The 21621-nt window shown below is 73.7% G+C and carries 18 protein-coding genes; 7 read left to right on the top strand and 11 right to left on the bottom strand.

Annotated elements, in window-relative coordinates:
- Positions 1 to 155: 155 nt before the first annotated feature.
- Together JK364_RS07140 and JK364_RS07135 are read left to right on the top strand one after the other, a co-directional pair.
- Positions 156 to 1409, top strand: coding sequence for an exonuclease SbcCD subunit D (locus JK364_RS07140; RefSeq protein WP_201848499.1), 1254 nt, complete (start codon positions 156 to 158; stop codon positions 1407 to 1409).
- A complete protein-coding gene (locus JK364_RS07135; RefSeq protein WP_201848497.1) occupies positions 1406 to 5173 on the top strand; it encodes an AAA family ATPase in 3768 nt (1255 codons plus the stop codon). Before JK364_RS07140 ends, JK364_RS07135 begins: the two co-directional genes overlap by 4 nt.
- Before the next feature lie 190 nt (positions 5174 to 5363).
- Here the strand turns inward: JK364_RS07135 and JK364_RS07130 are convergent, their stop codons facing one another.
- Entirely contained in the window at positions 5364 to 7046 is a 1683-nt protein-coding gene (locus JK364_RS07130; protein ID WP_201848495.1) for a DUF885 domain-containing protein, read from the bottom strand.
- 73 nt (positions 7047 to 7119) lie between these two features.
- Entirely contained in the window at positions 7120 to 7614 is a 495-nt protein-coding gene (locus JK364_RS07125) for an Lrp/AsnC family transcriptional regulator (RefSeq protein ID WP_201848493.1), read from the bottom strand.
- 59 nt (positions 7615 to 7673) lie between these two features.
- Here JK364_RS07125 and JK364_RS07120 point away from each other — a divergent pair, with 59 nt between their 5' ends.
- The gene (locus JK364_RS07120) at positions 7674 to 9035 is read left to right on the top strand and encodes a trans-sulfuration enzyme family protein (protein WP_201848491.1); all 1362 of its coding nucleotides are present in this window, start codon (positions 7674 to 7676) and stop codon (positions 9033 to 9035) included.
- Here JK364_RS07120 and JK364_RS07115 read toward each other — a convergent pair.
- The 5 genes from JK364_RS07115 to JK364_RS07095 form a co-directional block, all read right to left on the bottom strand.
- Positions 8962 to 10269, bottom strand: coding sequence for a GNAT family N-acetyltransferase (locus tag JK364_RS07115; RefSeq protein WP_201848489.1), 1308 nt, complete (start codon positions 10267 to 10269; stop codon positions 8962 to 8964). The genes JK364_RS07120 and JK364_RS07115 overlap by 74 nt on opposite strands.
- A 123-nt stretch (positions 10270 to 10392) precedes the next feature.
- The gene (locus JK364_RS07110; RefSeq protein ID WP_201848487.1) at positions 10393 to 10926 is read right to left on the bottom strand and encodes a DUF1990 domain-containing protein; all 534 of its coding nucleotides are present in this window, start codon (positions 10924 to 10926) and stop codon (positions 10393 to 10395) included.
- 109 nt (positions 10927 to 11035) lie between these two features.
- Entirely contained in the window at positions 11036 to 12631 is a 1596-nt protein-coding gene (locus JK364_RS07105; RefSeq protein WP_201848485.1) for an alkaline phosphatase D family protein, read from the bottom strand.
- Positions 12632 to 12805: 174 nt separating this feature from the next.
- A complete protein-coding gene (locus JK364_RS07100; protein WP_201848483.1) occupies positions 12806 to 13636 on the bottom strand; it encodes an alpha/beta fold hydrolase in 831 nt (276 codons plus the stop codon).
- Positions 13637 to 13840: 204 nt separating this feature from the next.
- Positions 13841 to 14587 (bottom strand): SDR family oxidoreductase, encoded by a 747-nt coding sequence (locus JK364_RS07095; protein WP_201848481.1) that lies wholly within the window; start codon positions 14585 to 14587, stop codon positions 13841 to 13843.
- 201 nt (positions 14588 to 14788) lie between these two features.
- Between JK364_RS07095 and JK364_RS07090 the strand changes: the two genes are divergently transcribed.
- Positions 14789 to 15532, top strand: coding sequence for a GntR family transcriptional regulator (locus JK364_RS07090; protein WP_201848479.1), 744 nt, complete (start codon positions 14789 to 14791; stop codon positions 15530 to 15532).
- Positions 15533 to 15731: 199 nt separating this feature from the next.
- On the opposite strand, the gene JK364_RS07085 is transcribed toward JK364_RS07090, so the two are convergent.
- Complete coding sequence (locus tag JK364_RS07085; protein ID WP_201848477.1) at positions 15732 to 16952, bottom strand: ROK family protein; 1221 nt, start codon at positions 16950 to 16952, stop codon at positions 15732 to 15734.
- A gap of 149 nt (positions 16953 to 17101) precedes the next feature.
- Between JK364_RS07085 and JK364_RS07080 the strand changes: the two genes are divergently transcribed.
- Together JK364_RS07080 and JK364_RS07075 are read left to right on the top strand one after the other, a co-directional pair.
- A complete protein-coding gene (locus JK364_RS07080) occupies positions 17102 to 17542 on the top strand; it encodes a hypothetical protein (protein ID WP_201848474.1) in 441 nt (146 codons plus the stop codon).
- Between the two features lie 108 nt (positions 17543 to 17650).
- A complete protein-coding gene (locus JK364_RS07075; protein ID WP_201848473.1) occupies positions 17651 to 18271 on the top strand; it encodes an L-threonylcarbamoyladenylate synthase in 621 nt (206 codons plus the stop codon).
- Between the two features lie 42 nt (positions 18272 to 18313).
- On the opposite strand, the gene mug is transcribed toward JK364_RS07075, so the two are convergent.
- The 3 genes from mug to JK364_RS07060 all read right to left on the bottom strand — a co-directional run bounded on the left by mug (position 18314) and on the right by JK364_RS07060 (position 21189).
- Positions 18314 to 18868, bottom strand: coding sequence for a G/U mismatch-specific DNA glycosylase (gene mug / locus JK364_RS07070; protein ID WP_201848472.1), 555 nt, complete (start codon positions 18866 to 18868; stop codon positions 18314 to 18316).
- Between the two features lie 8 nt (positions 18869 to 18876).
- The gene (gene purB / locus JK364_RS07065) at positions 18877 to 20310 is read right to left on the bottom strand and encodes an adenylosuccinate lyase (RefSeq protein WP_201848471.1); all 1434 of its coding nucleotides are present in this window, start codon (positions 20308 to 20310) and stop codon (positions 18877 to 18879) included.
- A 108-nt stretch (positions 20311 to 20418) separates the two neighbouring features.
- On the bottom strand, positions 20419 to 21189 hold the full coding sequence (locus tag JK364_RS07060) for an SGNH/GDSL hydrolase family protein (RefSeq protein ID WP_201848470.1): 771 nt from the start codon (positions 21187 to 21189) through the stop codon (positions 20419 to 20421).
- A gap of 66 nt (positions 21190 to 21255) precedes the next feature.
- Between JK364_RS07060 and JK364_RS07055 the strand changes: the two genes are divergently transcribed.
- Positions 21256 to 21540, top strand: a complete 285-nt coding sequence (locus tag JK364_RS07055) for a hypothetical protein (RefSeq protein ID WP_230991344.1) — start codon at positions 21256 to 21258, stop codon at positions 21538 to 21540.
- The last annotated feature ends 81 nt before the right edge of the window (positions 21541 to 21621 follow it).

Genomic DNA, 21621 nt, shown 5'->3' with positions numbered 1-21621 from the left:
ACGGGCCGCGACACGGGCGGGAAAATCGAGGTCCGTGAGAGACCGGGCACCGACCGCGGCTAACGTGGTCGGTGCCCGCACCGCGTACACGCCGCGGGTGTGATGCAGGCCACTGGGGTGGGAGGAAGGACAGAAGTGCAGGTCGGAGACCGCTTGTGAGAATTCTGCACACCTCCGACTGGCACCTCGGACGGTCCTTTCACCGGGTCAGCCTCCTTGCCGCGCAGCGGGAGTTCATCGACCACCTCGTCACCACCGTGCGCGAGCGGCGCATCGACGCGGTGGTCGTCGCGGGCGACATCTACGACCGCGCCGTGCCGCCGCTCGCCGCCGTAGAGCTCTTCGACGACGCCCTGCACCGGCTCGCGGACCTCGGGGTGCCGACGGTCATGATCTCCGGCAACCATGACTCGGCCCGCCGTCTCGGCGTCGGCGCCGGGCTGATCGACCGGGCCGGGATCCATCTGCGCACTGACCCCGCCGGCTGCGCCACGCCCGTCGTCCTCTCCGACGACTGCGGCGAGGTGGCCTTCTACGGTCTGCCGTATCTCGAACCGGGTCTGGTGCGGGAGGAGTTGGGCGCCTCGGCGGCCGGTCATACGGCGGTGCTGGGCGCCGCCATGGACCGGGTGCGCGCCGACCTCGCCACCCGGCCGTCCGGCACCCGGTCCGTCGTCCTCGCGCACGCCTTCGTCACCGGTGGCGCGGTCAGCGACAGCGAGCGGGACATCACGGTCGGCGGCGTCGCCTCCGTACCCGCCGAGGTCTTCGACGGCGTCGACTACGCGGCACTCGGCCATCTGCACGGCTGTCAGACCATCACCGAACGCGTCCGCTACTCGGGCTCCCCGCTCGCGTACTCCTTCTCCGAGACGGCGCACCGCAAGTCCATGTGGGTGGTGGAGCTGGGGGCGGCGGGCGAGGCGCCGTCGTGCGAACGGGTGGAGTGCCCGGTGCCCCGGCCGCTGGCCCGGATCCGTGGCCGGATCGAGGAGTTGCTCGCCGATCCGGACCTCGACCGCCACGAGGAGGCGTGGATCGAGGCCACGCTGACCGACGCGGTGCGGCCGCATGAGCCGATGGCCCGGCTGGCGCGGCGCTTCCCCCATGTGCTCACGCTGGTCTTCGACCCCGAGCGGCCCCCCGAGGATCCGCTCGCCTCGTACGCACAGCGGCTGCGCGGCCGCTCGGACCGGCAGATCGCGGAGGACTTCGTGGCCCATGTGCGGGGCGGCCGCGGCCCGGACGAGGCGGAGCGCGCGCTGCTCGGCGACGCCCTGGAGACGGTGAGGAGCGAGGCGCACGAGGGCGTCGTGCCCGGCGAGGAGAACGGCGCGGGCGCGACGACGGCGGGTGCCGTGACCGCGGGGGTGACCGCGGGGGCGACCGCGGGGGAGGCGGCACGATGAGGCTGCACCGGCTCGCCGTCACGGCCTTCGGGCCGTTCGGCGCCACCCAGGAGATCGACTTCGATGAGCTGTCCGCGGCCGGGCTCTTCCTGCTGCACGGGCCGACCGGCGCCGGTAAGACGTCCGTCCTGGACGCGGTCTGCTACGCGCTGTACGGCCAGGTGCCCGGCGCCCGCCAGGGCAGCGGGCTCTCGCTGCGCAGCGACCACGCCGAGCCGCTGACCCCGACCGAGGTCGTTCTCGAATTCACTGTCGGGGAGCGGCGCCTGGAGATCACCCGGCGCCCCGAGCAGCCGCGCCCCAAGAAGCGGGGCACGGGGATGACGCGGGAGAAGGCGCAGACCCTGTTCCGCGAGTACGCCTCGCCGACATCCTCGACCAGCGCGGAGGCGGGGAAGTGGAAGGCCCTCAGCCGCTCGCACCAGGAGATCGGCGAGGAGATCGCGCAGCTGCTCGGCATGAGCCGGGAGCAGTTCTGCCAGGTGGTGCTGTTGCCGCAGGGCGACTTCGCCCGCTTTCTGCGCGCGGACGAGCTGGCGCGCGGCAAGCTGCTGGGCAAGCTGTTCGACACCGGCCGCTTCGCCGCCGTCGAGGAGCGGCTGGCGGAGCAGCGGCGGGCGGCGGAGAAGCGGGTCGCGGCCGGGGACGAGCGGCTGCTCGCGCTCGCCCACCGCATGGCGCAGGCGGCGGGCCGCACCACGGAGCCGGACGGTCATCCGCTGCCCGAGCTGACCCCCGGTGAGCCGGGGCTGGCCGACGCCGTCCTGGAGTGGGCCGCCGTCGCGCGCGCGGGCGCGCGCGAGCGGCAGGACATCGCGCTGTCCGCCGTACGAGCCGCCGAGGCGGCCCATGACCCCGCCCGGCGGACCGCCGACGCGACCCGCGAACGGGCCGAGCTCCAGCGCCGCCACGCCGAGGCCCGCCGCCGGGCGGACGACCTCGAACGGCAGCGACCCGACCACGACCGTCTGCGCGAGCTGCTGGAACGCGCCCGCGCCGCCGACGCGGTGGTCCCCGCACTCGACCTCCGCACCGCCGCCGCCCACGACCACCACACCGCCGAATCCACCGAACACCAGGCCCGCGCCCGCCTGTCCGCCGAACCCGGCCTGGCGGCCATGACCCTCGCGCCGATCCCGGACATCCCCGACCAGCGCACCGCTCCTGGCTGGGCCACGTCGCCTGCCACCTCCCTGCCCTCGCAGATCCCCGCTTCCCCGGAAGAGGCCACCGCGTCCGCGGGGGCCGCCGCCGCTATGGGTACGGCAGTCGGGCGTGGCGAGCACGGACGGACCGCTCCGGAAGCGGGCGCGGGAAGCGCCGCGGACGATATACCGGACCGTACGTCAGCTGCTGAGGCGGGCGACTCAGAGCCGCCGGGTCCCGCCAGTGCGCGGTCGCTCAAGGACGGGCGTACCGGAACGGGCGCGCTGGGCTTGGGCCCGCTCGGCTGGGCGGAGGGCACCGCCGCGCAGGCGGGGGCGGCAGCAGGCGGCGACGGTGCCTCCGGAGGCAGGCCGGAGCAGGCACCGCCGGCGGCGGGGGGATCCCCGGGCATGCCGTCGCAGGGGCCGGGCTCGGGGGAGCCCGGTGCGCGGGGGCGCGGTATGCCCCAGGCGGGGCCGTCCGGCGGCGAGATCGCCGTCACGGAGGCGCGGGGTGCGTCGTTGCGGACGTCAGGGCCGACGTCCTGGGGCGAGCGCGCGTCGCACACCGACGCGGCGGGGCGGGTTGCGCCCGAGGCGAGTCGTGGCGGGGCGGCTCCGGGCCCGGGCGGTGCGTACGGCGAGTGGGACCGGCGGGCCGGGGCGCAGGGCGTTGACACCTCGGCGGTGCTCGCCGAAGCCGATGCCGAGTGGCTGGGACAGGTCGAGCGCCGGGTGCGGGAGGAATTGGGGGCGTTGGGGGCCGCACGGCGGGGGGAGGTCCGGGCGGAGGCCGTCGTCCGTGAGATCGCCGCGCTCGAGCGGGAGGCTCGCGCCGACGACGAGGCGCTCGAGGAGGCCGCCGAGTGGCTCGCCGGGTGGGAGGAGGCCCACCGGGCGCATCAGCGGCGGGTCGAGGCGGCGCAGGAGGCCGTCGCCCGGGCCGAGCAGCTCGGCGGGCGGATCGAGCCCGCCGAGCGGCGGCTGGAGGCCGCCCGGCGGCGGGACCGGCTCGCCGGGCAGGAGGGGCAGGCGCGGGAGGAGCTGTTGCGGGCGCGGGAAGGGGCCGCCGCCGCGCGGCAGCACTGGCTCGACCTCAAAGAGGCCCGGCTGCGCGGCATCGCCGCCGAGCTCGCGGCCGGGCTGCGCGCCGGAGAGCCCTGCGCGGTGTGCGGGGCGACCGAGCATCCGAACCCGGCCCGGCCCGGGGCCGGGCATGTGGACCGTACGGCGGAGGAGGCCGCGCTGGCGGACTACCAGCGCGCCGAGGAGGTCCGCGAGGAGGCCGAGCGGGCGCGGAACGCGCTGCGGGAGGCCCGCGCGGGCGCCGAGGCCACGGCGGAGGGCGAGGACGCGGCCGAACTCGACCGGGCCCTGGCCGAGTTGCGCACCGCGTACGCCGAGGCCCGGAACGCGGCGGCCGACGCGCACGCCGCCCGCGAGGCACTGGACCGGGCCGAGGGCGAGCACACCCGCCGTACGGAACAGCGTCAGGAGGCCGAGCGGCGGGCGGCCGCCCGCACCTCGCACCGCGAGGCCCTGGCCCGGGAGCGGGCCGCGCTGCTGGCCGAGCTGGAGCAGGCGCGCGGCGCGGACGCCACCGTCGCGCGACGCGCGGCGCGGCTCGAGCGGCAGGCGGGGCTGCTGGCCCACGCCGCCGAGGCGGCGCGGGCCGCCGAGACGGCCGCGAACCGGCTGAAGGAGGCCGACGCCCGGCTCGCCGACGCCGCCTACCGGGCCGGGTTCGAGACCCCGGAGCAGGCCGCCGAGGCCGTGCTGCACCCGGACCGGCAGCGCGAGGCGCGCCGCCGTCTCGACGCCTGGCAGTCGGAGTCGGCGGCGGTCGCGGCCGAGCTGTCCGACCCGAGGGTGCTCGCGGCGGCGCAGGCGCCGCCCGCCGACCCCGCGGCGGCGCGGACGGCGGCCGACGCGGCCACCCGCGCGCTGCGCGAGGTCTCGGCCGGGGACGCCGCGGCCCGCACCCGCTGCGAGGAGCTCGACGCGCTGTCCGCGCAGGCGGTCGCCGACGCCCGCCGGCTCGCCCCGCTGCGCGCGGAGCACGACCGGATCGCCCGTCTCGCCTCGCTCGCGGCGGGCACCTCCGCGGACAACGAGCGCAGGATGCGGCTGGAGGCGTATGTGCTGGCGGCCCGGCTGGAGCAGGTCGCGGCGGCGGCGAGCGTACGGCTGCGCCACATGTCCTCGGGGCGCTACACCCTGGTGCACTCCGACTCCCGTTCCGGCGGGCGCGGCCGCTCCGGTCTCGGACTGCATGTCGTCGACGCCTGGACGGGCAGCGAACGCGACACCGCCACCCTCTCCGGCGGCGAGACCTTCTCCGCCTCGCTGGCCCTCGCCCTGGGCCTGGCCGATGTGGTCACCGACGAGGCGGGCGGGGTCCGCCTGGACACCCTCTTCATCGACGAGGGGTTCGGCAGCCTCGACGAGCAGACCCTGGACGAGGTGATGGACGTGCTGGACTCGCTGCGCGAACGCGACCGTACGGTCGGCATCGTCAGCCATGTCGCCGATCTGCGCCGGCGGGTCCCCGCCCAGCTGGAGGTCGTCAAGGGCCGCCAGGGCTCGGCCGTACGGCACCGCGCGACCGCCGCACACTGAGCAGGTCGGAGGAAGTCCGCTACGGTTCGGGCAGCGCCCCGAAGGGGCGCGGGGAACTGCGCGACCAGCCACGACGGCGCCGCAGTCGGCCGACGACGCATCGCGGCACTTCCCGCGGAGCGCTCAGCGGGGCGGGCCGTACCCGTACGGATGCGGCCCGCCCCTACCAGGCGCGGAAGGCGCAGCGAGCTCAGAGTGCCGACAGCTCCTCCACCAGGTCGTCAAGCCCCAGCGACCCCTGCGACAGCGCCGCCATGTGCCACTTCTTGGCGTCAAAGGCGTCGCCGTGCGCCTTACGGGCCGCCTCCCGCCCCGTCAGCCAGGCCCGCTCGCCCAGCTTGTAGCCGATGGCCTGGCCCGGCATGCCCAGATAGCGCACCAGTTCACTGTCGAGGAACTCCGCCGGACGGCCGCAGTGCAGCCCGAAGAACTCGCGCGCCAGCTCAGGAGTCCACCGCTCACCGGGGTGGAACGGCGAATCGGCGGGGATCTCCAGCTCCAGGTGCATCCCGATGTCGACGATCACCCGGAGCGCCCGCATCATCTGCGCGTCCAAGTAGCCCAGCCGCCGCTCCGGGTCCGTCAGATAGCCCAGCTCGTCCATGAGCCGCTCCGCGTACAGCGCCCAGCCCTCCGCGTTGGCGCTCACCATGCCCACTGTGGCCTGGTAGCGGGAGAGCTGGTCGGAGACGTGCGCCCACTGCGCGAGCTGCAGATGGTGGCCGGGTACGCCCTCGTGGTACCAGGTGGAGACCAGGTCGTAGACCGGGAAGCGGGTCTCGCCCATGGTGGGCAGCCAGGTCCGGCCGGGGCGGGAGAAGTCCACCGACGGCTGGGTGTAGTACGGCGCCGCCGCGCTGCCCGGCGGGGCGATCATCGACTCGACCCGCTTGACCCGTTCGGCCAGGTCGAAGTGGGTGCCGTCCAGCTGCTCGATGGCCTCGTCCATCAGCTCCTGCAGCCACACCCGGGTCTCCTCGACGCCCTCGATATGGGCCCCGTGGGCGTCGAGGTGGCGCAGCGCCTCCCACGGGTTGGCGCCGGGCAGGATCTTCTCGGCCTCGGTGCGCATCTCGGCGTGGATCCGGTGGAATTCCGACCAGCCGTACGCGTACGCCTCGTCCAGGTCGAGGTCCGTGCCGTTCCACATCCGGGCCCAGCGGCGGTAGCGCTCGCGCCCCACCACATCGGGCGCGGCCTCGATGGCCGGGGCGTAGGTGTCGCGCAGCCAGTCGCGGAGCGCGCCCAGCGCGCCCGTGGCCGCCGCGGCCGCCTCGTTCAGCTCGCCGCGCAGCGTGTCGGGGCCCTCGGAGGTGAAGTCCGCGAACCAGCCGCCGTCCGTTCCGATCCACTCCGCCAGCTGCTCGAGGACCGTGGCCACCTGCCGGGGGCCGGCCGGCAGGTTCCGCCGCAGCCCCTCGGCGAGCGAGGCGCGGTACCCCTCCAGCGCGGCCGGTACGGCGCGCAGCCGGGCCGCGACCGCCGACCAGTCCTCCTCGGTCTCGGTGGGCATCACGGTGAAGATGCCGCGCACCGAGTGCAGCGGGGAGCTCAGGTTGCTGACCGCGCGCAGGTGCTCATCGGCCTCGTGCACATCGAGTTCGGCGGTCAGCCGCTCCCGCAGCAGCCGGGCGCAGCGGCGCTCGGCGTCGTTGTCCGCGCCGGGGCGCGCCTCGGCCTCCGCCAGCCGGTCCAAGGTGGTGCGGTCGAGGTCGGCGATGGCCTTCGCCCCCTCGGGGGAGAAGTCCGGAAGACGCCGGGAGCTCTCGGGAACGCCCAGGTAGGTGCCGGTGATCGGGTCGAGTTCGATGAGGGCGTCGACGTAGGTGTCGGCGACCTGACGGGGCAGCGGAGCGTTCTTGGTATCGGACATGCGGCCCATCCTCGTACGTTCCGGGGTGTGGCGTCAGCACCACGGGGGTGTGACGCATGGGAGCACGGGTGTGCTACGAGGTTGCCGAGCCGTCCCGGGCGGGCGGCAGCAGCGGGCCGCAGCTCCACTGCTGGAAGATCAGCCGGGTCTCGACCCGGGCCACCTCGCGGCGCGAGGTGAACTCGTCCAGCACCAGCCGCTGGAGATCCGCGGTGTCGGCCACCGCCACGTGCACCAGATAGTCGTCCGGTCCGGCCAGGTGGAACAGCGCCCGGGACTCGGGCAGCGCCCGGATCCGCTCCACGAACGGGCCGACCAGCTCCCTGCGGTGGGGCCGCAGCTGCACCGAGAGCAGGGCCTCGAGACCGCGCCCCAGCTTGGTTGGGTCCAGGCGGAGTTCATGGCCGAGAATCACCCCGGAGCGGCGCAGCCGGGCCACTCGGTCCAGACAGGTCGAGGGCGCCACACCGACCTGGGCGGCCAGATCGCGGTAGGTGGTCCGGGCGTCGTTCTGCAGCAGCCGCAGAATCTGAAGATCCACCGGATCGAGAGCGACGGTTTCGGCCATCGGCCGAACGTAACACGGACATCGGCTGCGAGAGCCCGGTGGTTGTTCACCCTTCACACATGGACATCAGGCAGAGCACGGAGAGCGCAGGGAGCACGGGAACCATACGGGGCACGGAGACCGCGCCGGGCGCACAGGGCTCGCGCGGCGAAGCCGCCGCACGGCACGCGTTCGCCACCGAGGCCGTCCACGCCGGGCGCGAGGACCTCCCGGGGATGGGCCTGCACGCCGTACCCCTGGATCTGTCGACGACCTATCCCTCGTACGACAGCCGCCAGGAGGCCGCCAGGATCGACGCGTTCGCCGCCACCGGCGCCCGGCCGGACGGCCCGCCGGTCTACGCCCGCCTGGACAACCCCACCGTGGCCCGCTTCGAGACCGCCCTGGCCCGGCTGGAGGGCACCGAGAGCGCGGTCGCGTTCGCCAGTGGCATGGCGGCGCTCAGCGCGTGTCTGCTGGCGCGCGGGGCCCAGGGGCCGCGGCATGTGGTGGCGGTCCGCCCGCTGTACGGATGCAGCGACCATCTGCTGGACACCGGGCTGCTGGGCACCGAGGTCACCTGGGTGGACCCGGCCGGCATCGCGGACGCGATCCGCCCCGACACCGGCCTGGTCATGGTGGAGACCCCGGCCAATCCGACGCTCGCCGAACTCGATCTGCGGGCCGTCGCCCACTCCTGCGGCACGGTCCCGCTGCTCGCGGACAACACCTTCGCCACCCCGGTGCTGCAGCGCCCCGCCGAGCGGGGCGCGAGCCTCGTCCTGCACAGCGCCACCAAGTACCTCGGCGGCCACGGCGATGTGATGGGCGGCGTGGTGGCCTGCGACGAGGAGTTCGCCCGGGTGCTGCGCCAGGTGCGGTTCGCCACCGGCGGGGTGCTGCATCCGCTCGCCGGATATCTGCTGCTGCGCGGGCTGTCCACGCTGCCGGTACGGATGCGGGCCGCGTCGGCGACCGCGGCCGAGCTGGCCCGGCGGCTGGCCGGCGACCCACGGGTGGCCCGCGTCCACTATCCCCGGATCGGCGGGGCGATGGTGGCCTTCGAGCCCCACGGCGATCCGCACGAGGTGATCGCCGGGGTGCGGCTGATCACCCCGGCGGTGAGCCTGGGCAGCGTGGACACCCTCATCCAGCACCCGGCCTCCATCAGCCACCGCATCGTGGCCGAGGGGGACCGCCGCTCCTCGGGGATCGGCGACCGGCTGCTGCGGATGTCGGTCGGGCTCGAGGACGCGGCGGACCTGTGGCGCGATCTGGACCGGGCGCTCGACGGCGGCCCGGCGGCGCTCGACGGCGGCCCGGCGGGGCGCGACGCCCGCCGGGCGGGGCACGGGGCCCCGGTCGGGCTCAGTGCGCGTGCGGCGGGACCGGCAGCGGAAGGGCCGGCTCGGGTGCCGGCGCCGGGTCGAGGCGGGCGCTGATCACCAGCGTGCCCTGCTCGATCTGGTAGTCCAGCGGCAGTTCGAGGGCGCGCATCGCGGCGACCATGCCGGTGTTGGCCGACTGAGTGACGGCGTAGACGCATCCGCAGCCGGTCTCGGCGGCCATCGCCACCAGCCGCCGCAGCAGCTCCCCGCCGACGCCGCGGCGCTGCCACTCGTCCTCGACGATCAGTGCGACCTCGGTCTCGTCCCCGTCCCAGAGCAGATGGCCGAGGGCCACCAGCCGCCCGGAGGCGGTGTACGCGGCCAGGGTGCGGCCGAAGCGGGGGCTCAGCAGATGGGCGAGGTAACGGTCGGCGTCGCCGACCGGCCCGTGGTAGCGCTGCCCGAGCGTGCCGGAGGAGCAGCGGGCGTGCATCTCGCGGGCGGCGGCCAGGTCGCCGGTGTCGGCGCGGCGTACGGTGATGGCGTTGCCCTCGGGCAGCGTCAGCACATCGCCGTCGTGCGGGATCCGCGGGCCGAGCCGGGCGTCCAGCTCGACCAGCGCGCGGGCCCGGGCGAACTCGGTCGGGGTGAACGGCAGATACGGCCGCTCGATGATGATCGCGCCGCCGGACGGGTCGCGCAGCCGCATCACGGTCTCCTCCAGGACACCTTCGGCGGGCGGTGTGCTGTCCAGGGACCGTCCGCTGAGGGACTTGGCGGGAACGGAGTGGATGGTGCAGCGGCCGAACAACTGGCGTAGGGCGAGCGGGAGTTCGGCGGCGTCCAGGGCGGTGCGGGTGGCCAGGGTCAGCGCCCGGGTCGGCGCGTCCACCAGGTCGTGGGTATCGGCCCGCTCGACCCAGGTGTCACGGCCGCCCGCGACGGCGACGGCGTCGGTCAGCCCGTCGGACGGCAGGGCCTCGGGCGCGCGCAGCAGGAACTCGTCCACCGTGCCGTCCGTCAGCGGATGGGTCTGCAGGGCCAGGATGTCGACCCGGTGCCCGGCCAGCGCCGCGCACAGCGCGGCAAGGGCGCCTGGCTCGTCCCGTACGGTCGTGCGCATCCGCCACAGCGTGGTGGGCTCGGGGGCCGTGGTCTCCGGGGCTGTGGTCTTCGGGGCTGTGGTCTCCGGGGCGCCCGCGGCGTGGGCGGGGTGGGCGTCGGCCGCGGGCGAGCGTGAGCTGTCCGGCGGTGCGTGGCCCTGGCGCCGTGACCACCATGCGACCAGATCGTGCCGCCAGCGGGGGCGGTGCCGGTGAGGGGGCTCGGGGGTCGCTCGGAATGTCATACAAACACCCTCGCGCAAAGGTGTTGCGTGATCACGAACAGACTGTGACCTATGGGTTAAGGGCGCATCTGGTAACAGAAGCTTATTTTGTCCGAAATCAAAAGGTTGAAGCCTGAGGTTCCGTCACCCTACCGCCCACCTGCGCAGTACTCTGCCGCACCGCCGTGCGTACGCCCGCTGGAAGAGCGGCACCAGCGGCCCTCCGGCCCGGCCGAACCAGGACTCCGAACGGCTGAACGCCGTCACCGTCAGTACCACTGAGCCATCCGGTTCCAGCTCCACCACGAACGACTCCTCGCCCCGCTCCGGATGGCCGGGCAGCGTGCCGTACGCGAAGCCGGTCCGCGACTCCTCCGCGACCGTCCACACCACCTCGCACGGCGCGCGCAGCCGCAGCCGCCCGACCCCCAGGCCCACCACAACCGGCCGCCCCGGCGTGGCGACCGGATCCGCGGCGCGGATCGACACCCCCACCGCACGGTGCATCCGCCAGTCCATCACCGCCCGCCCGGCCGCCTCGAACGTGGCCCGCCCGTGGCCGACCCGGGTCCGCACCCGCAGATGGCGATAGCCGGACGGCAGCGGCCACCGCCGGGTGGCGCCCACCTCCGGATAGGTGAGCCGGGAGGCCGGGCCGGGGGCGTCGCTGGATCCCATGCCCGTACGGTACGCGGCGGCCTTACGGTGCGCGGCGCGGGAACGCGGCGGCCTTACGGTGCGCGGTCCCGTCGGCGTACCGTACGGGGCCGCGCACCGCACACCGCGGCTACTGGCCGACCAGACCCGGCCGCAGCACCTTGGTGAACAGCACCTTGCCGCCGTCCTCGCGCAGCCGGACGGTCATCTCGGCGCTGTCGCCGTCGATGTCCACCTCGCCGTAGAACTGGAAGCCCTCGGCGGGCGAGACGTTCGCCACCGTCGGCGCCTTGACGAAGGGCTGCTCGGGGCCGAACGTGCCGTCCAGCTTGACCGCCGGGAAGGCGCCCGCGTTCAGCGGACCGGAGACGAACTCCCAGAACGGCGCGAAGTCCTTGAACGCCGCCCGCGACGGGTCGTAGTGCTGCGCCGAGGTGTAGTGGACGTCCGCCGTCAGCCACACCGTGCCGGTGATCTTCTGGTGCTTGATGTGCCGCAGCAGGTCGGCCATCTGGAGCTCACGGCCGAGCGGGGCGCCCGGGTCGCCCTGCGCGACGGCCTCGAAGTCGGTGGTCCCGTCCGGGACCACCAGGCCCAGCGGCATGTCGCAGGCGATGACCTTCCACACCGCGCGCGACCGCGACAGCTCGCGCTTGAGCCACGCCAGCTGCTCGGCGCCGAGGATGCCCTGGGCGTCCTCCGGCTGGCGGTTCGGCGAGTTGGGGTCGCGGTACGTACGGCAGTCCAGCACGAACACGTCCAGCAGCGGGCCCTGGTGCTGGACCCGGTAGACCCGGCCGCTCGCGTCCGGGCGCAGCGTGCTGATCGGGAAGTACTCGGCGAACGCCCGGCGCGCGCGGGCCGCCAGCACGTTGACGTTCTTCTCGGTGTAGCGGTCGTCGACCAGGATCTCGCCCGGGTACCAGTTGTTGAGCACCTCGTGGTCGTCCCACTGGGTGATGGTCGGCACCTCGGCGTGGAACCGGCGCAGGGCGGGGTCGAGCAGGTTGTACCGGAAGTTGCCGCGGTACTCGTCCAGCGTCTCGGCGACCTTGGTCTTCTCCGGGGTGATGAGGTTGCGCCAGGTGGAGCCGTCGGGCAGCTTGACGCTCTCCGTCATCGGGCCGTCCGCGTAGATGTTGTCGCCGCTGCACAGGAAGAAGTCCGGCTCGCGGCGGCGCATCTCCTCGAAGATGCGGTAGCCGCCGTGGTCCGGGTTGATGCCCCAGCCCTGGCCCGCCAGATCGCCCGACCAGACGAAACGCACGCCCTTACGGCGCTCGGGAACCGTGCGGAACGTGCCGTGCACCGGCTCACTCGTGCGGCGCGGGTCCTCCGGGTCGGCCAGCAGCACCCGGTAGTGCACCTGGCTCCCGGCGGGCAGGCCGTGCAGCGCGGTGCGCCCGGTGAAGTCGGTGCCCGGGCCGACCAGCGGGCCGTGCCAGCGCTTGGCCCGCGCGAAGGACTCGGTCGCGGAGGTCTCCACGATCATCCGGGCCGGACGGTCGGAGCGGACCCACACCAGCCCTGACGACGCCGTCACATCGCCCACCTGCACGCCCCACTGGGCGCTCGGACGCCCCGACAGCGCCTGAGCGGGCGCGCCGCCGGACGCGGCCGACGCGGCGGCCGATGCCACGGTGGGCACCGCGATCGCCGCCGAGGCGGCCGCCGATCCCTGCAATACCGTGCGCCGTCCGATCCCTCTGCCCGATTCCCGCCCCATGGTGCCCTCCGTCGCTCGTAGAACCGCTGTGCTCCTGTGTTTGCTATCGGTGCAAGATGCCGCTCTTACGAACGCCCAGTGAACAACGGCGCGACCACCCGGAGTAAAGACCCCGGACGTGTGCGGTACGGAGGGTGATGTACGGAGGGTGATGCACGGAGCCGGGCGGGGCGGTCAGCGGCTGCCGTCCAGGATGACGCGGGCGACCAGCGCGGGATCGTCGTTCATGGGCACATGGCCGCAGCCGGGGAGGCGGACCAGCCGGGCGCCGGGGATCACCTGCTTGGCGCGGACGCCCTGGCGGCACGGCATCAGCCGGTCGCGCGAGCCCCAGGCGATGGTGACCGGGACATCGGGGATGTCGTGCGTGAACAGCCCGGAGCTCCCGGCGGCCAGCGTGGCGCCGAAGCCGACCGCCTCGCGCAGCGCCCGCGTCTCGGCGACGACGGCGTCCGGTGAACGCCGCGTGGGCCGGGCGTAGATGGCGCCGGTCAGGGCGGCCCGTCCGGCAGCGCCGCGGGCCAGCCACGCCACCATCGGCGGCGGCAGCGCCCGCGCCCCGGCCCGCATCACGGACAGCACACCGAAGGCGTAGCGGCGCTCGGCCTCGGTCCAGAACCGGGCCGGGGACAGCGCCGTGACGGACCGGACGAGTCCGAGCCGGCCCAGCTCCAGGGCGATCAGCCCGCCGAGCGAGTTCCCGGCCACGTCCGGGCGCTTGACGCCGAGGGCCTCGAAGAGCGCGTCGAGCACGGGTATGACGCCGTCGAGGTCGTAGGGGATGCCGTCCGGGAGCGCGTCCGACGCCCCGAAGCCGGGCAGATCCACGGCGATCACATCGCGGTCGGCGGCGAGGATGTCCAGCACCGGCTCCCATGCCTGCCAGTGGTGGCCGATGCCGTGCAGCAGCACCAACGGCCGCCCCGCGCCGCGCCGTTCGTGGACGACCCGGGCGGTGCGGGGGCCGCCGGGGGTGGCGACGGAGAAGGAGAGGGACGCGGGCATCGGGTGGCTCCTCACGATCGGCGTTCCGGCAGGCGCACACGGCGTATGAGACAGCATGTCAGCAAGAGTTACCGGAGGGTAGACCCGATGCCGTTGGCCGTTGGCCGATGCCCGCGCAACCGCACGCCGCCGACCGCGCACGCCGACCGCGAACGCCGACCGTGTACGCCGCCGCCCCCCGTACGCCGCCGACCGCGAACGCCGCTACAGCCCGCCCGCGACCCGCAGCACCGCCCCCGTCGTGTACGACGCCTCCGGCGACAGCAGCCACGCCACCGCGCCCGCGATCTCCTCCGGCTCGCCAGGCCGCCCCATCGGCACCCGCCCCTGGACGCGCCACGGCCGCTCGGGGTCGCCCATCCGCGCGTGGATGTCGGTCAGCGTCATTCCGGGCTGGACCGAGTTGACCCGGACCCCCTCCGCCGCCAGCTCCTTCGACAGCCCGACGGTCATCGCGTCGACCGCCGCCTTACTGGCCGCGTAGTGCACATACTCCCCGGGGCTGCCGGTCGTCGCCGCCCCGGAGGAGATGTTGACGATGGCGCCGCCCTGCCCGCCGTGGCGCGTGGACATCTCGCGCGCCGCGCGACGGGCGCACAGCAGGGCCCCGGTGACATTGACGTCCACGACGCGGCGCATCACCTCCGGTGAGGTCTCGGTGAAGCGGCCCAACGGGCCGGTGATCCCGGCGTTGTTGACCAGACCGGTGATCGGGCCCAACTCCTCCCGCACCCGGTCGAACATCGCCTCGACCTGTTCCGCGTCGCTGGTGTCGGCCTGGATGGCCATCGACCGCACACCCTCCGCACGCACCGCCGCCGCCCACCGCTCCGCCGCGTCCCGGGCGTGCTCGTAGCCGATCGCGACGCTGTGTCCGGCGCGCGCGAGCCGCACCGCAACCGCCGCGCCGATGCCGCGACTGCCCCCTGTGACCACCGTGACCTGGTCCATGCCCATCAGCTCAGCTCAGCTCCCGCCCCGTGACGCATCCTGCTCCTACGGTCACCGACGATAACCGGTCAGGGATTGGTCTTGACCAAGTACGCACGCCGCCTTATGGTCGCATTGATACTGCAACAACCTTTAATAAAGAAGCGCGCATAACTGTGAAGGCGCGCGGGATCGTCAGCCGTCGGAATCAAGGGGGACAGGGTGGGGACCACGCAGCTGGAATCGGTGCCAGAGCCCAAGTACTGGCATCTGAAGACCGTGCTCAGCGACGCACTCGACTCGGAGTTCGCGGTCGGCGAGATCCTGCCCAACGAGCGTGAGCTGGCCGCCCGCTTCGGCGTCGCCCGCGCCACCCTCCGACAGGCCCTCGAGCAGCTCGAGCTGGAGGGCAGGCTGCAGCGCCGCCGCGGTGTCGGCACCACCGTCGCCCCGCCCCGCGTCGGCGTGGCCGTCGGGGACTACGCCCATGGCTGGACCGACACCTCCGGCGAGAACACCTGGCAGACCGTCGACAGCACCGAGGCGGCCCCGCCCGCCGAGGTCGCCCGGCTGCTGGAGATCGACCCCGACACCCCGGTCCACCGGGTGCGCCGCACCCGGATGAGCCACGGCCAGCCGCTCGCCGCCGAGCTGATGTACGTACCGGCCGAGTCCGTCCCCGGCCTCGCCGCCATCGACACCCCCAGCGGGCTGGCCCGCGCCCGCGCCGTGCTGCGCGAGCTGCGCCGGCTGGAGCTGGAGGGCCGTGAGCAGACCGTGGAGCTCGGTTCGGCCCGCGCGGACGACGCCAAGGAGCTCGACCGGCTGCCCGGCGCCCCCGTCCTCCTCGTGACCACCCGCTATGTGGCCCAGGGCCGCACCGCGGCCGTCGCCGTGGCCACGTACCGGGCCGACACCTGCCGGCTCACCTTCGGCGACGCGGGCGAGGAGCTGCTGGCGGGCTGACCCGGCCTCGATGCGGCGCGATCCAGCCCCTGTAGGGACTGATCCGGGCCCGGTGCGGCTTGCTCCGGGCCCGCCCCACGCCCCTGTGCATGTGTACGTGTCCCGTGCCGCCGCCGCGTGCGCGCCCTACCCGGCCACGTACACCACCGACGTGGCCGCGCACCGGTCCCGAAACGCCCCGCCCGCCGTGCCTCCCGCGTCAGCGGCTCGCGCGGCGGGTCGTCACCGTGCTGTCGACCGCGAAGAGCTCCTGCTCCACATGGTCCAGGGCCAGCCGCAGCGCCCCCGTGGTCACCGCCGCCTCGCCGAGCAGCGAGAGCGCGACCTGCGGGGGCCGCAGACAGTAGCGCGACAGCTCATCGCGCAGCGGGGCCAGCACCCCGTCCAGACCGGCGGCCCAGCCGCCCACCACCACGACCTCCGGGTCCAGCGCCAGCACCAGGGCCGCCGTGTCGTGCACCAGCCTGCGGACGAAGCGGTCCACGGCCGCGCGCGCCCGCTCGTCGCCGTCCCGGGCCAGCGCGAAGACATGCGCCACCTGCGCCTCGTCCAGCGGGTTCAGCGGCTCCCCGGTCGTGGAGAGCACCTCTTCCGGGGCGGCCTCCTGGCCCAGCAGATGCAGCGCCCCGATCTCCCCGGCGGCGCCGCCGAAGCCGCGGTGGAGCCGCCCGCCGATCAACGACCCGGCCCCCGGGCTCAACCCGGCCAGCACGAACACCACATCGTCCGAACCGGCCGCCGCGCCCTTCCAGTGCTCGGCCACCGCGGCCGTGTTCGCGTCGTTCTCCACCAGCACCGGACAGCGGAAGGACCGCCGCAGCCGCTCGCCCAGGGGCAGCCCGGTCCAGCCGGGGAGCGCGGTGCACAGATGGACGGTGCCGTCGGCCTCGACCACCCCGGGGCTGCCCACCCCGACCGCGCGCAGCGAGAACCGGGCCACCCCCGCGCGCCGCAGCAGATCCGCGACGGTGGTGCGCACCCGCTCCAGCCGCTCGTCCGCGGACGCCTTCTCCGACACCTCGCGCACGATCGAGCCGAGCGCGTGTCCGTCGAGGTCCGACAGGAGCGCGGCCACCCGGTGCGGCCCTATCTCTATGCCGAGCAGATGCCCGGCCTCGGCCCGGAAGCGGAAGCGGCGCGCGGGGCGTCCCTGGCGACGGACACCGCCCTCCTCGGCGGGCACCTCGACCACCAGACCGCTGTCGGCCAGCCCGTCGATCACCCCCTCGACGGTGGGCCGGGACAGCCCGGTCACCCGGGTCAGATCGGTGAGGCTCGCGCTCCCGGCGCAGCCGCCCGCGTCGTCCTGGCCACCCCCGGTGGCGGTGTCGGACGCGGTCGCCGCGCGCAGCGCGTGCAGGACCACGGCGGAGTTGATGCGTCGCAGCAGAGACGGGTCCCCGCCGGTGAGCCGCCCCAACGTCGGCCTCCCTCCCAGTGCGTATCTGCCGGATCGTATCCGCTGGACGGGGAGGCGGCGAGTGCCTCCTCCCAGCTCGGGCCGCCCTGCCCTCGCGCGGCCCAGCTGACGGGCGGCCAGATGTCCGACCTACACGGTTTACTGACTCCATGACCAGTACGGCGGACCATGTGACCACGATCGATCAACTGCGCGTGCGGGACTTCCCCGCGCAGCGGACCGCCGACGGATGGGTGGAGAGCGGCCCCGGCTTCCATGTCGCCGACCTCCGCGTCAGCGAGGACTTCTGGGACGCCGATCTGACCCGGGTCGAGGAGGTGCTGGAGGAGTTCGAGGCCGAGCTGAGCGCGCTGGACCAGGTGCTGACCTTACGCTGGGGCGCCCCCGACGTCCTCGACCTCACCGACTCCCTGGAGCGCTCGGCGATGGGCGAGCCGGTCCCGCCCCCGCTGGACACCCTGTGCGGTTACGTACCCGAGCTGCGCGTCTGGCGCGTCGAGGGCCGCTGGGTCGGGCTGGGCGTCGGCCAGGGCGACCGCGAGCTGCCGTTCCAGCTGCTGGTGGCGATAGGGGAGGAGGGCACGATATGACGCCCCCTCCGGCACTGGGCGCGACGGCTCGTCGATGTCGTCATCGTCGGGCTCGGCCGCGACCGGGGCACGGAACGACCGGGTGTCCTGATCGCATAGGCTCGGTGGATGGCGAAGTATTTCGATGTGCACCCCGATAATCCACAGCAGCGCACCATCAGCAATGTGGCTGACATGATCCGCTCCGGCGCGCTCATCGCCTACCCGACGGACTCCTGCTTCGCACTGGGATGCCGACTGGGCAATCGTGACGGCATCGGCCGGATCCGGTCGATCCGGGACCTCGACGAGCGTCACCACTTCACGCTGGTGTGCCAGAACTTCGCGCAGCTGGGCCAGTTCGTGCACGTCGACAAGGACGTGTTCCGCGTGATCAAAGCAGCGACGCCCGGCAGTTACACCTTCATCCTCCCGGCGACCAAGGATGTGCCGCGGCAGCTGCTGCACCCGAAGAAAAAGACGGTCGGAGTCCGGATTCCTGACCATACCGCCACTCAGGCCTTGCTCGCCGACCTCGGTGAGCCGCTGCTCTCCAGCACCCTGCTCCTGCCCGATGAGGACGAGCCGATGACGCAGGGCTGGGAGATCAAAGAACGGCTCGACCACGTGGTGGACGCCGTGGTGGACTCGGGTGACTGCGGCACCGAGCCGACCACGGTCATCGACTTGTCCGGCGGCGAAGCCGAGATCGTACGTCGAGGGGCAGGCGACACAGCACGGTTCGAGTGACCGCGCCGACGGCATCACCTCATGCTCGGGCTCTGGTGTCCCCTAGCCCTCCGCCTCGGCGGCGGTGCGCAGCCGGCCGTACTCCTCCGCCATGGCCGGCAGCGTCCAGTGCGCGTTGAGGCCGCTCGGGTTCGGCAGGGCCCAGATCCGGGTCTCGCCTATGGTTCTCGTCTGCGGCCCGATCTTCGCCTTCTTGTCGCCGAAGGCGACCCGGTAGGCGGTGACCCCGGCCACCGCCAGCCAGCGCGGCCGCAGCCGGAGCACCTTCTCCTCCAGGATCCGGCCGCCCTCCCGGTACTCCTCGTCGCTCAGCTCATCGGCGCGGGCGCTGGCGCGCGCCACCACATTGGTGATGCCCAGGCCATGGCGCACCAGCTCCGACTGCTCGGACGGGTGCAACTGCCGCGGGGTGAAGCCCGAGGCGTGGAGGGTGGGCCAGAACCGGTTGCCGGGGCGGGCGAAGTGGTGGCCGGTGGCGGCCGTCATCAGCCCCGGGTTGATACCGCAGAAGAGGACGCGCAGACCGTCCGCGACCACATCGGGGACGAGGCGGTCGCGGGCGGCCTCCAGTTCGGCGAGGGTCGGCGCGGGGGTCATCGCCGGCGTCAGAGGATCGAGCCGGGAGCGTAGGCGGCGGCCTCCGGGCGCTCCTTGACGATCTCCTCGATCCGGGCGACCACCGCGCCCACCTGGTCCGCGGCCGCGCCCGTGAAGGAGAGCTTGTCGTCCATCAGGGCGTCCAGCGCGGCCCGGTCCAGCGGGATCCGCTCATCGGAGGCGAGCGAGTCGAGCAGCTCATTGCGCTCGGCGCCCCGCTCGCGCATCGCCAGCGCCGCGGCCACCGCGTGCTCCTTGATCGCCTCATGGGCGACCTCGCGGCCCACCCCGGCCCGTACGGCGCCCATCAGCACCTTCGTGGTGGCGAGGAAGGGGAGGTAGCGGTCCAGCTCACGGGCGACGACGGCGGGGAAGGCGCCGAACTCGTCGAGCACGGTCAGGAAGGTCTCCAGCAGCCCGTCGAAGGCGAAGAACGCGTCCGGCAGCGCGACCCGGCGCACCACCGAGCAGGAGACATCGCCCTCGTTCCACTGGTCGCCCGCCAGCTCGCCGGTCATCGAGGCGTAGCCGCGCAGGATCACCGCGAGGCCGTTCACGCGCTCGCAGGAGCGGGTGTTCATCTTGTGCGGCATCGCGGACGAGCCGACCTGGCCGGGCTTGAAGCCCTCGGTCACCAGCTCGTGCCCGGCCATCAGCCGGATGGTCTTGGCCAGCGAGGACGGGGCCGCGGCCAGCTGCACCAGCGCGGTGACGACGTCGTAGTCCAGCGAACGCGGATAGACCTGGCCGACGGAGGTGAACGCCTGCCCGAAGCCCAGGTGGGTGGCGATCCGCCGCTCCAGCTCGGCCAGCTTCGCCGCGTCGCCGCCGAGCAGGTCCAGCATGTCCTGCGCGGTGCCGACCGGGCCCTTGATGCCGCGCAGCGGATAGCGGCCCAGCAGGTTCTCCAGCCGCTCGTACGCCACCAGCAGCTCGTCCGCCGCGGTGGCGAACCGCTTGCCGAGCGTGGTGGCCTGCGCCGCGACATTGTGCGACCGCCCGGCCATCACCAGCTCGGCGTGGTCGGCGGCCAGCTTGCCGAGCCGGGCCAGCACCGCGACCGTACGGTCCCGCACCAGCTCCAGGGAGAGCCGGATCTGGAGCTGCTCCACATTCTCGGTGAGGTCGCGGGAGGTCATGCCCTTGTGGACGTGCTCATGGCCGGCGAGGGCGTTGAACTCCTCGATGCGGGCCTTCACATCGTGGCGGGTGACCTTCTCGCGTTCGGCGATCGAGGCCAGGTCGACGGTCTCCAGGACCCGCTCGTAGTCGGCGAGGGCGGCGTCCGGCACCTCGATTCCGAGGTCCTTCTGGGCGCGGAGCACGGCGAGCCACAGCCGCCGCTCCAGCGTCACCTTGTACTCGGGGGACCACAGGACGGCCAGCTCCGTGGAGGCGTAGCGGTTGGCCAGGACGTTCGGAATGCGCGGCTTACCAGTCACGTGCAGAGAGTCTACTGGCCGTCCGCGCAGGCCAGACCGGTGGCCGACGGACCCTGCCGAAGGGCGGGGAAGCCGGCCTTATGTATCAGCCCTCGTACGGCTTACGGATCAGTCCTCGTACGGCAGCAACTCGGCGCGCTTGGGTGCACGCCCGTCGCCCGAGGAGCGGCCGGTCAGCCGCCTGCCGATCCACGGCCCGAGGTGCTGGCGGGCGAACCGCGCATCCGAGGTGCGGCGGGCCAGCCACCCGGCGGGCACCGCGGGCGGCAGGGGCGCGTTCCAGTCCTCCTCCGGCTCATGGCCCAGCGCCTGCCATACGGCCTCGGCGACCCGCCGGTGCCCCTCGGCGTTCAGATGCAGCCGGTCCTCGTGCCACATCCGGGGGTCCCCGACCGCCTCGGAGGCGTACAGGTCCACGACGGTCGCGTCATGCCGTTCGCCGAGCTCGTCGATGAACGCGAACAGCCGCTCCATCCGGGGCAGGAACCGCTCCAGCACCGGTCCGCGCCGCCCCGGGCTGCGCATCAGCACCAGCCGCTTGCAGCTGGGCGCCAGCCGCTCGACGGCCTCCTCCAGCAGTCCGCACACCTGGCCCACGTCGCATTTCGGCCGCAGCACATCGTTCAGCCCGCCGACCAGGGTCACCAGGTCGGCGCCCATGGCCGCCGCCGGGCCCGTCTGTTCCTCGACGATCTGCCCGATGAGCTTGCCGCGTACGGCGAGGTTGGCGTAGCGGAACCCGGGGCCGCGGGCCGCGAGGCGCCCGGCGAGCAGATCCGCCCAGCCTCGGTAGGTGCCGTCGGGAAGCGCGTCCGACATGCCCTCGGTGAAGGAGTCGCCGACGGCGACAAAGCTGCTGTAGGTGATGTTCGTCTGCATGGCTCGGGCGATTCTATCCGGGTGCGTGGGCTGCGTGGACCGCCGAGCGCGAGCATGATGAGCCGCATGGCGATGACCCACATCTACTTCGAGGGCGGAGCGCGGAACGGGACGACCGCCGGCTGGAATGTGGAGCCCGGCGCGGACATCTACGACGACAACATCTTCCGGCCACCCGAGCTGTACCGGCGGACGAACCGCACCAAGGTCATCGGACGGGTCGAGTACGTGATCTTCCGCTACGACCCGATGGGCACCCGGCCCGGTCCCGGCCCCGGTCCCGGCCCTGGTTTCGGCCCCGGCGCTGGTTCCGGTCACGGCCCCGGTTCCGGTTCCGGCCCCCGCCGCTGAGCCTCGCGCGGCCGTCCGGCCGGGGCCGGGGTTGGACCGGTTGGACCGCCCGGGGTTCCCGGCGCCGCGCGGCGGGGCAGT

This window comes from Streptomyces endocoffeicus, assembly GCF_016741935.1.
GTDB classification, from domain to species: Bacteria; Actinomycetota; Actinomycetes; order Streptomycetales; family Streptomycetaceae; genus Streptomyces; species Streptomyces endocoffeicus.
This window is presented reverse-complemented; position numbering and strand designations above follow the sequence as displayed.

What these genes read in the sequence shown, in the direction of transcription:
- JK364_RS07135 (WP_201848497.1), top strand. Translation starts at nt 1,406, where the DNA reads ATGAGGCTGCACCGGCTCGCCGTCACGGCCTTCGGGCCGTTCGGCGCC.
- JK364_RS07130 (WP_201848495.1), bottom strand. Translation starts at nt 7,046, where the DNA reads ATGTCCGATACCAAGAACGCTCCGCTGCCCCGTCAGGTCGCCGACACC.
- JK364_RS07125 (WP_201848493.1), bottom strand. Translation starts at nt 7,614, where the DNA reads ATGGCCGAAACCGTCGCTCTCGATCCGGTGGATCTTCAGATTCTGCGG.
- JK364_RS07120 (WP_201848491.1), top strand. Translation starts at nt 7,674, where the DNA reads ATGGACATCAGGCAGAGCACGGAGAGCGCAGGGAGCACGGGAACCATA.
- JK364_RS07115 (WP_201848489.1), bottom strand. Translation starts at nt 10,269, where the DNA reads ATGACATTCCGAGCGACCCCCGAGCCCCCTCACCGGCACCGCCCCCGC.
- JK364_RS07110 (WP_201848487.1), bottom strand. Translation starts at nt 10,926, where the DNA reads ATGGGATCCAGCGACGCCCCCGGCCCGGCCTCCCGGCTCACCTATCCG.
- JK364_RS07105 (WP_201848485.1), bottom strand. Translation starts at nt 12,631, where the DNA reads ATGGGGCGGGAATCGGGCAGAGGGATCGGACGGCGCACGGTATTGCAG.
- JK364_RS07100 (WP_201848483.1), bottom strand. Translation starts at nt 13,636, where the DNA reads ATGCCCGCGTCCCTCTCCTTCTCCGTCGCCACCCCCGGCGGCCCCCGC.
- JK364_RS07095 (WP_201848481.1), bottom strand. Translation starts at nt 14,587, where the DNA reads ATGGACCAGGTCACGGTGGTCACAGGGGGCAGTCGCGGCATCGGCGCG.
- JK364_RS07080 (WP_201848474.1), top strand. Translation starts at nt 17,102, where the DNA reads ATGACCAGTACGGCGGACCATGTGACCACGATCGATCAACTGCGCGTG.
- JK364_RS07075 (WP_201848473.1), top strand. Translation starts at nt 17,651, where the DNA reads ATGGCGAAGTATTTCGATGTGCACCCCGATAATCCACAGCAGCGCACC.
- mug (WP_201848472.1), bottom strand. Translation starts at nt 18,868, where the DNA reads ATGACCCCCGCGCCGACCCTCGCCGAACTGGAGGCCGCCCGCGACCGC.
- JK364_RS07060 (WP_201848470.1), bottom strand. Translation starts at nt 21,189, where the DNA reads ATGCAGACGAACATCACCTACAGCAGCTTTGTCGCCGTCGGCGACTCC.
- JK364_RS07055 (WP_230991344.1), top strand. Translation starts at nt 21,256, where the DNA reads ATGGCGATGACCCACATCTACTTCGAGGGCGGAGCGCGGAACGGGACG.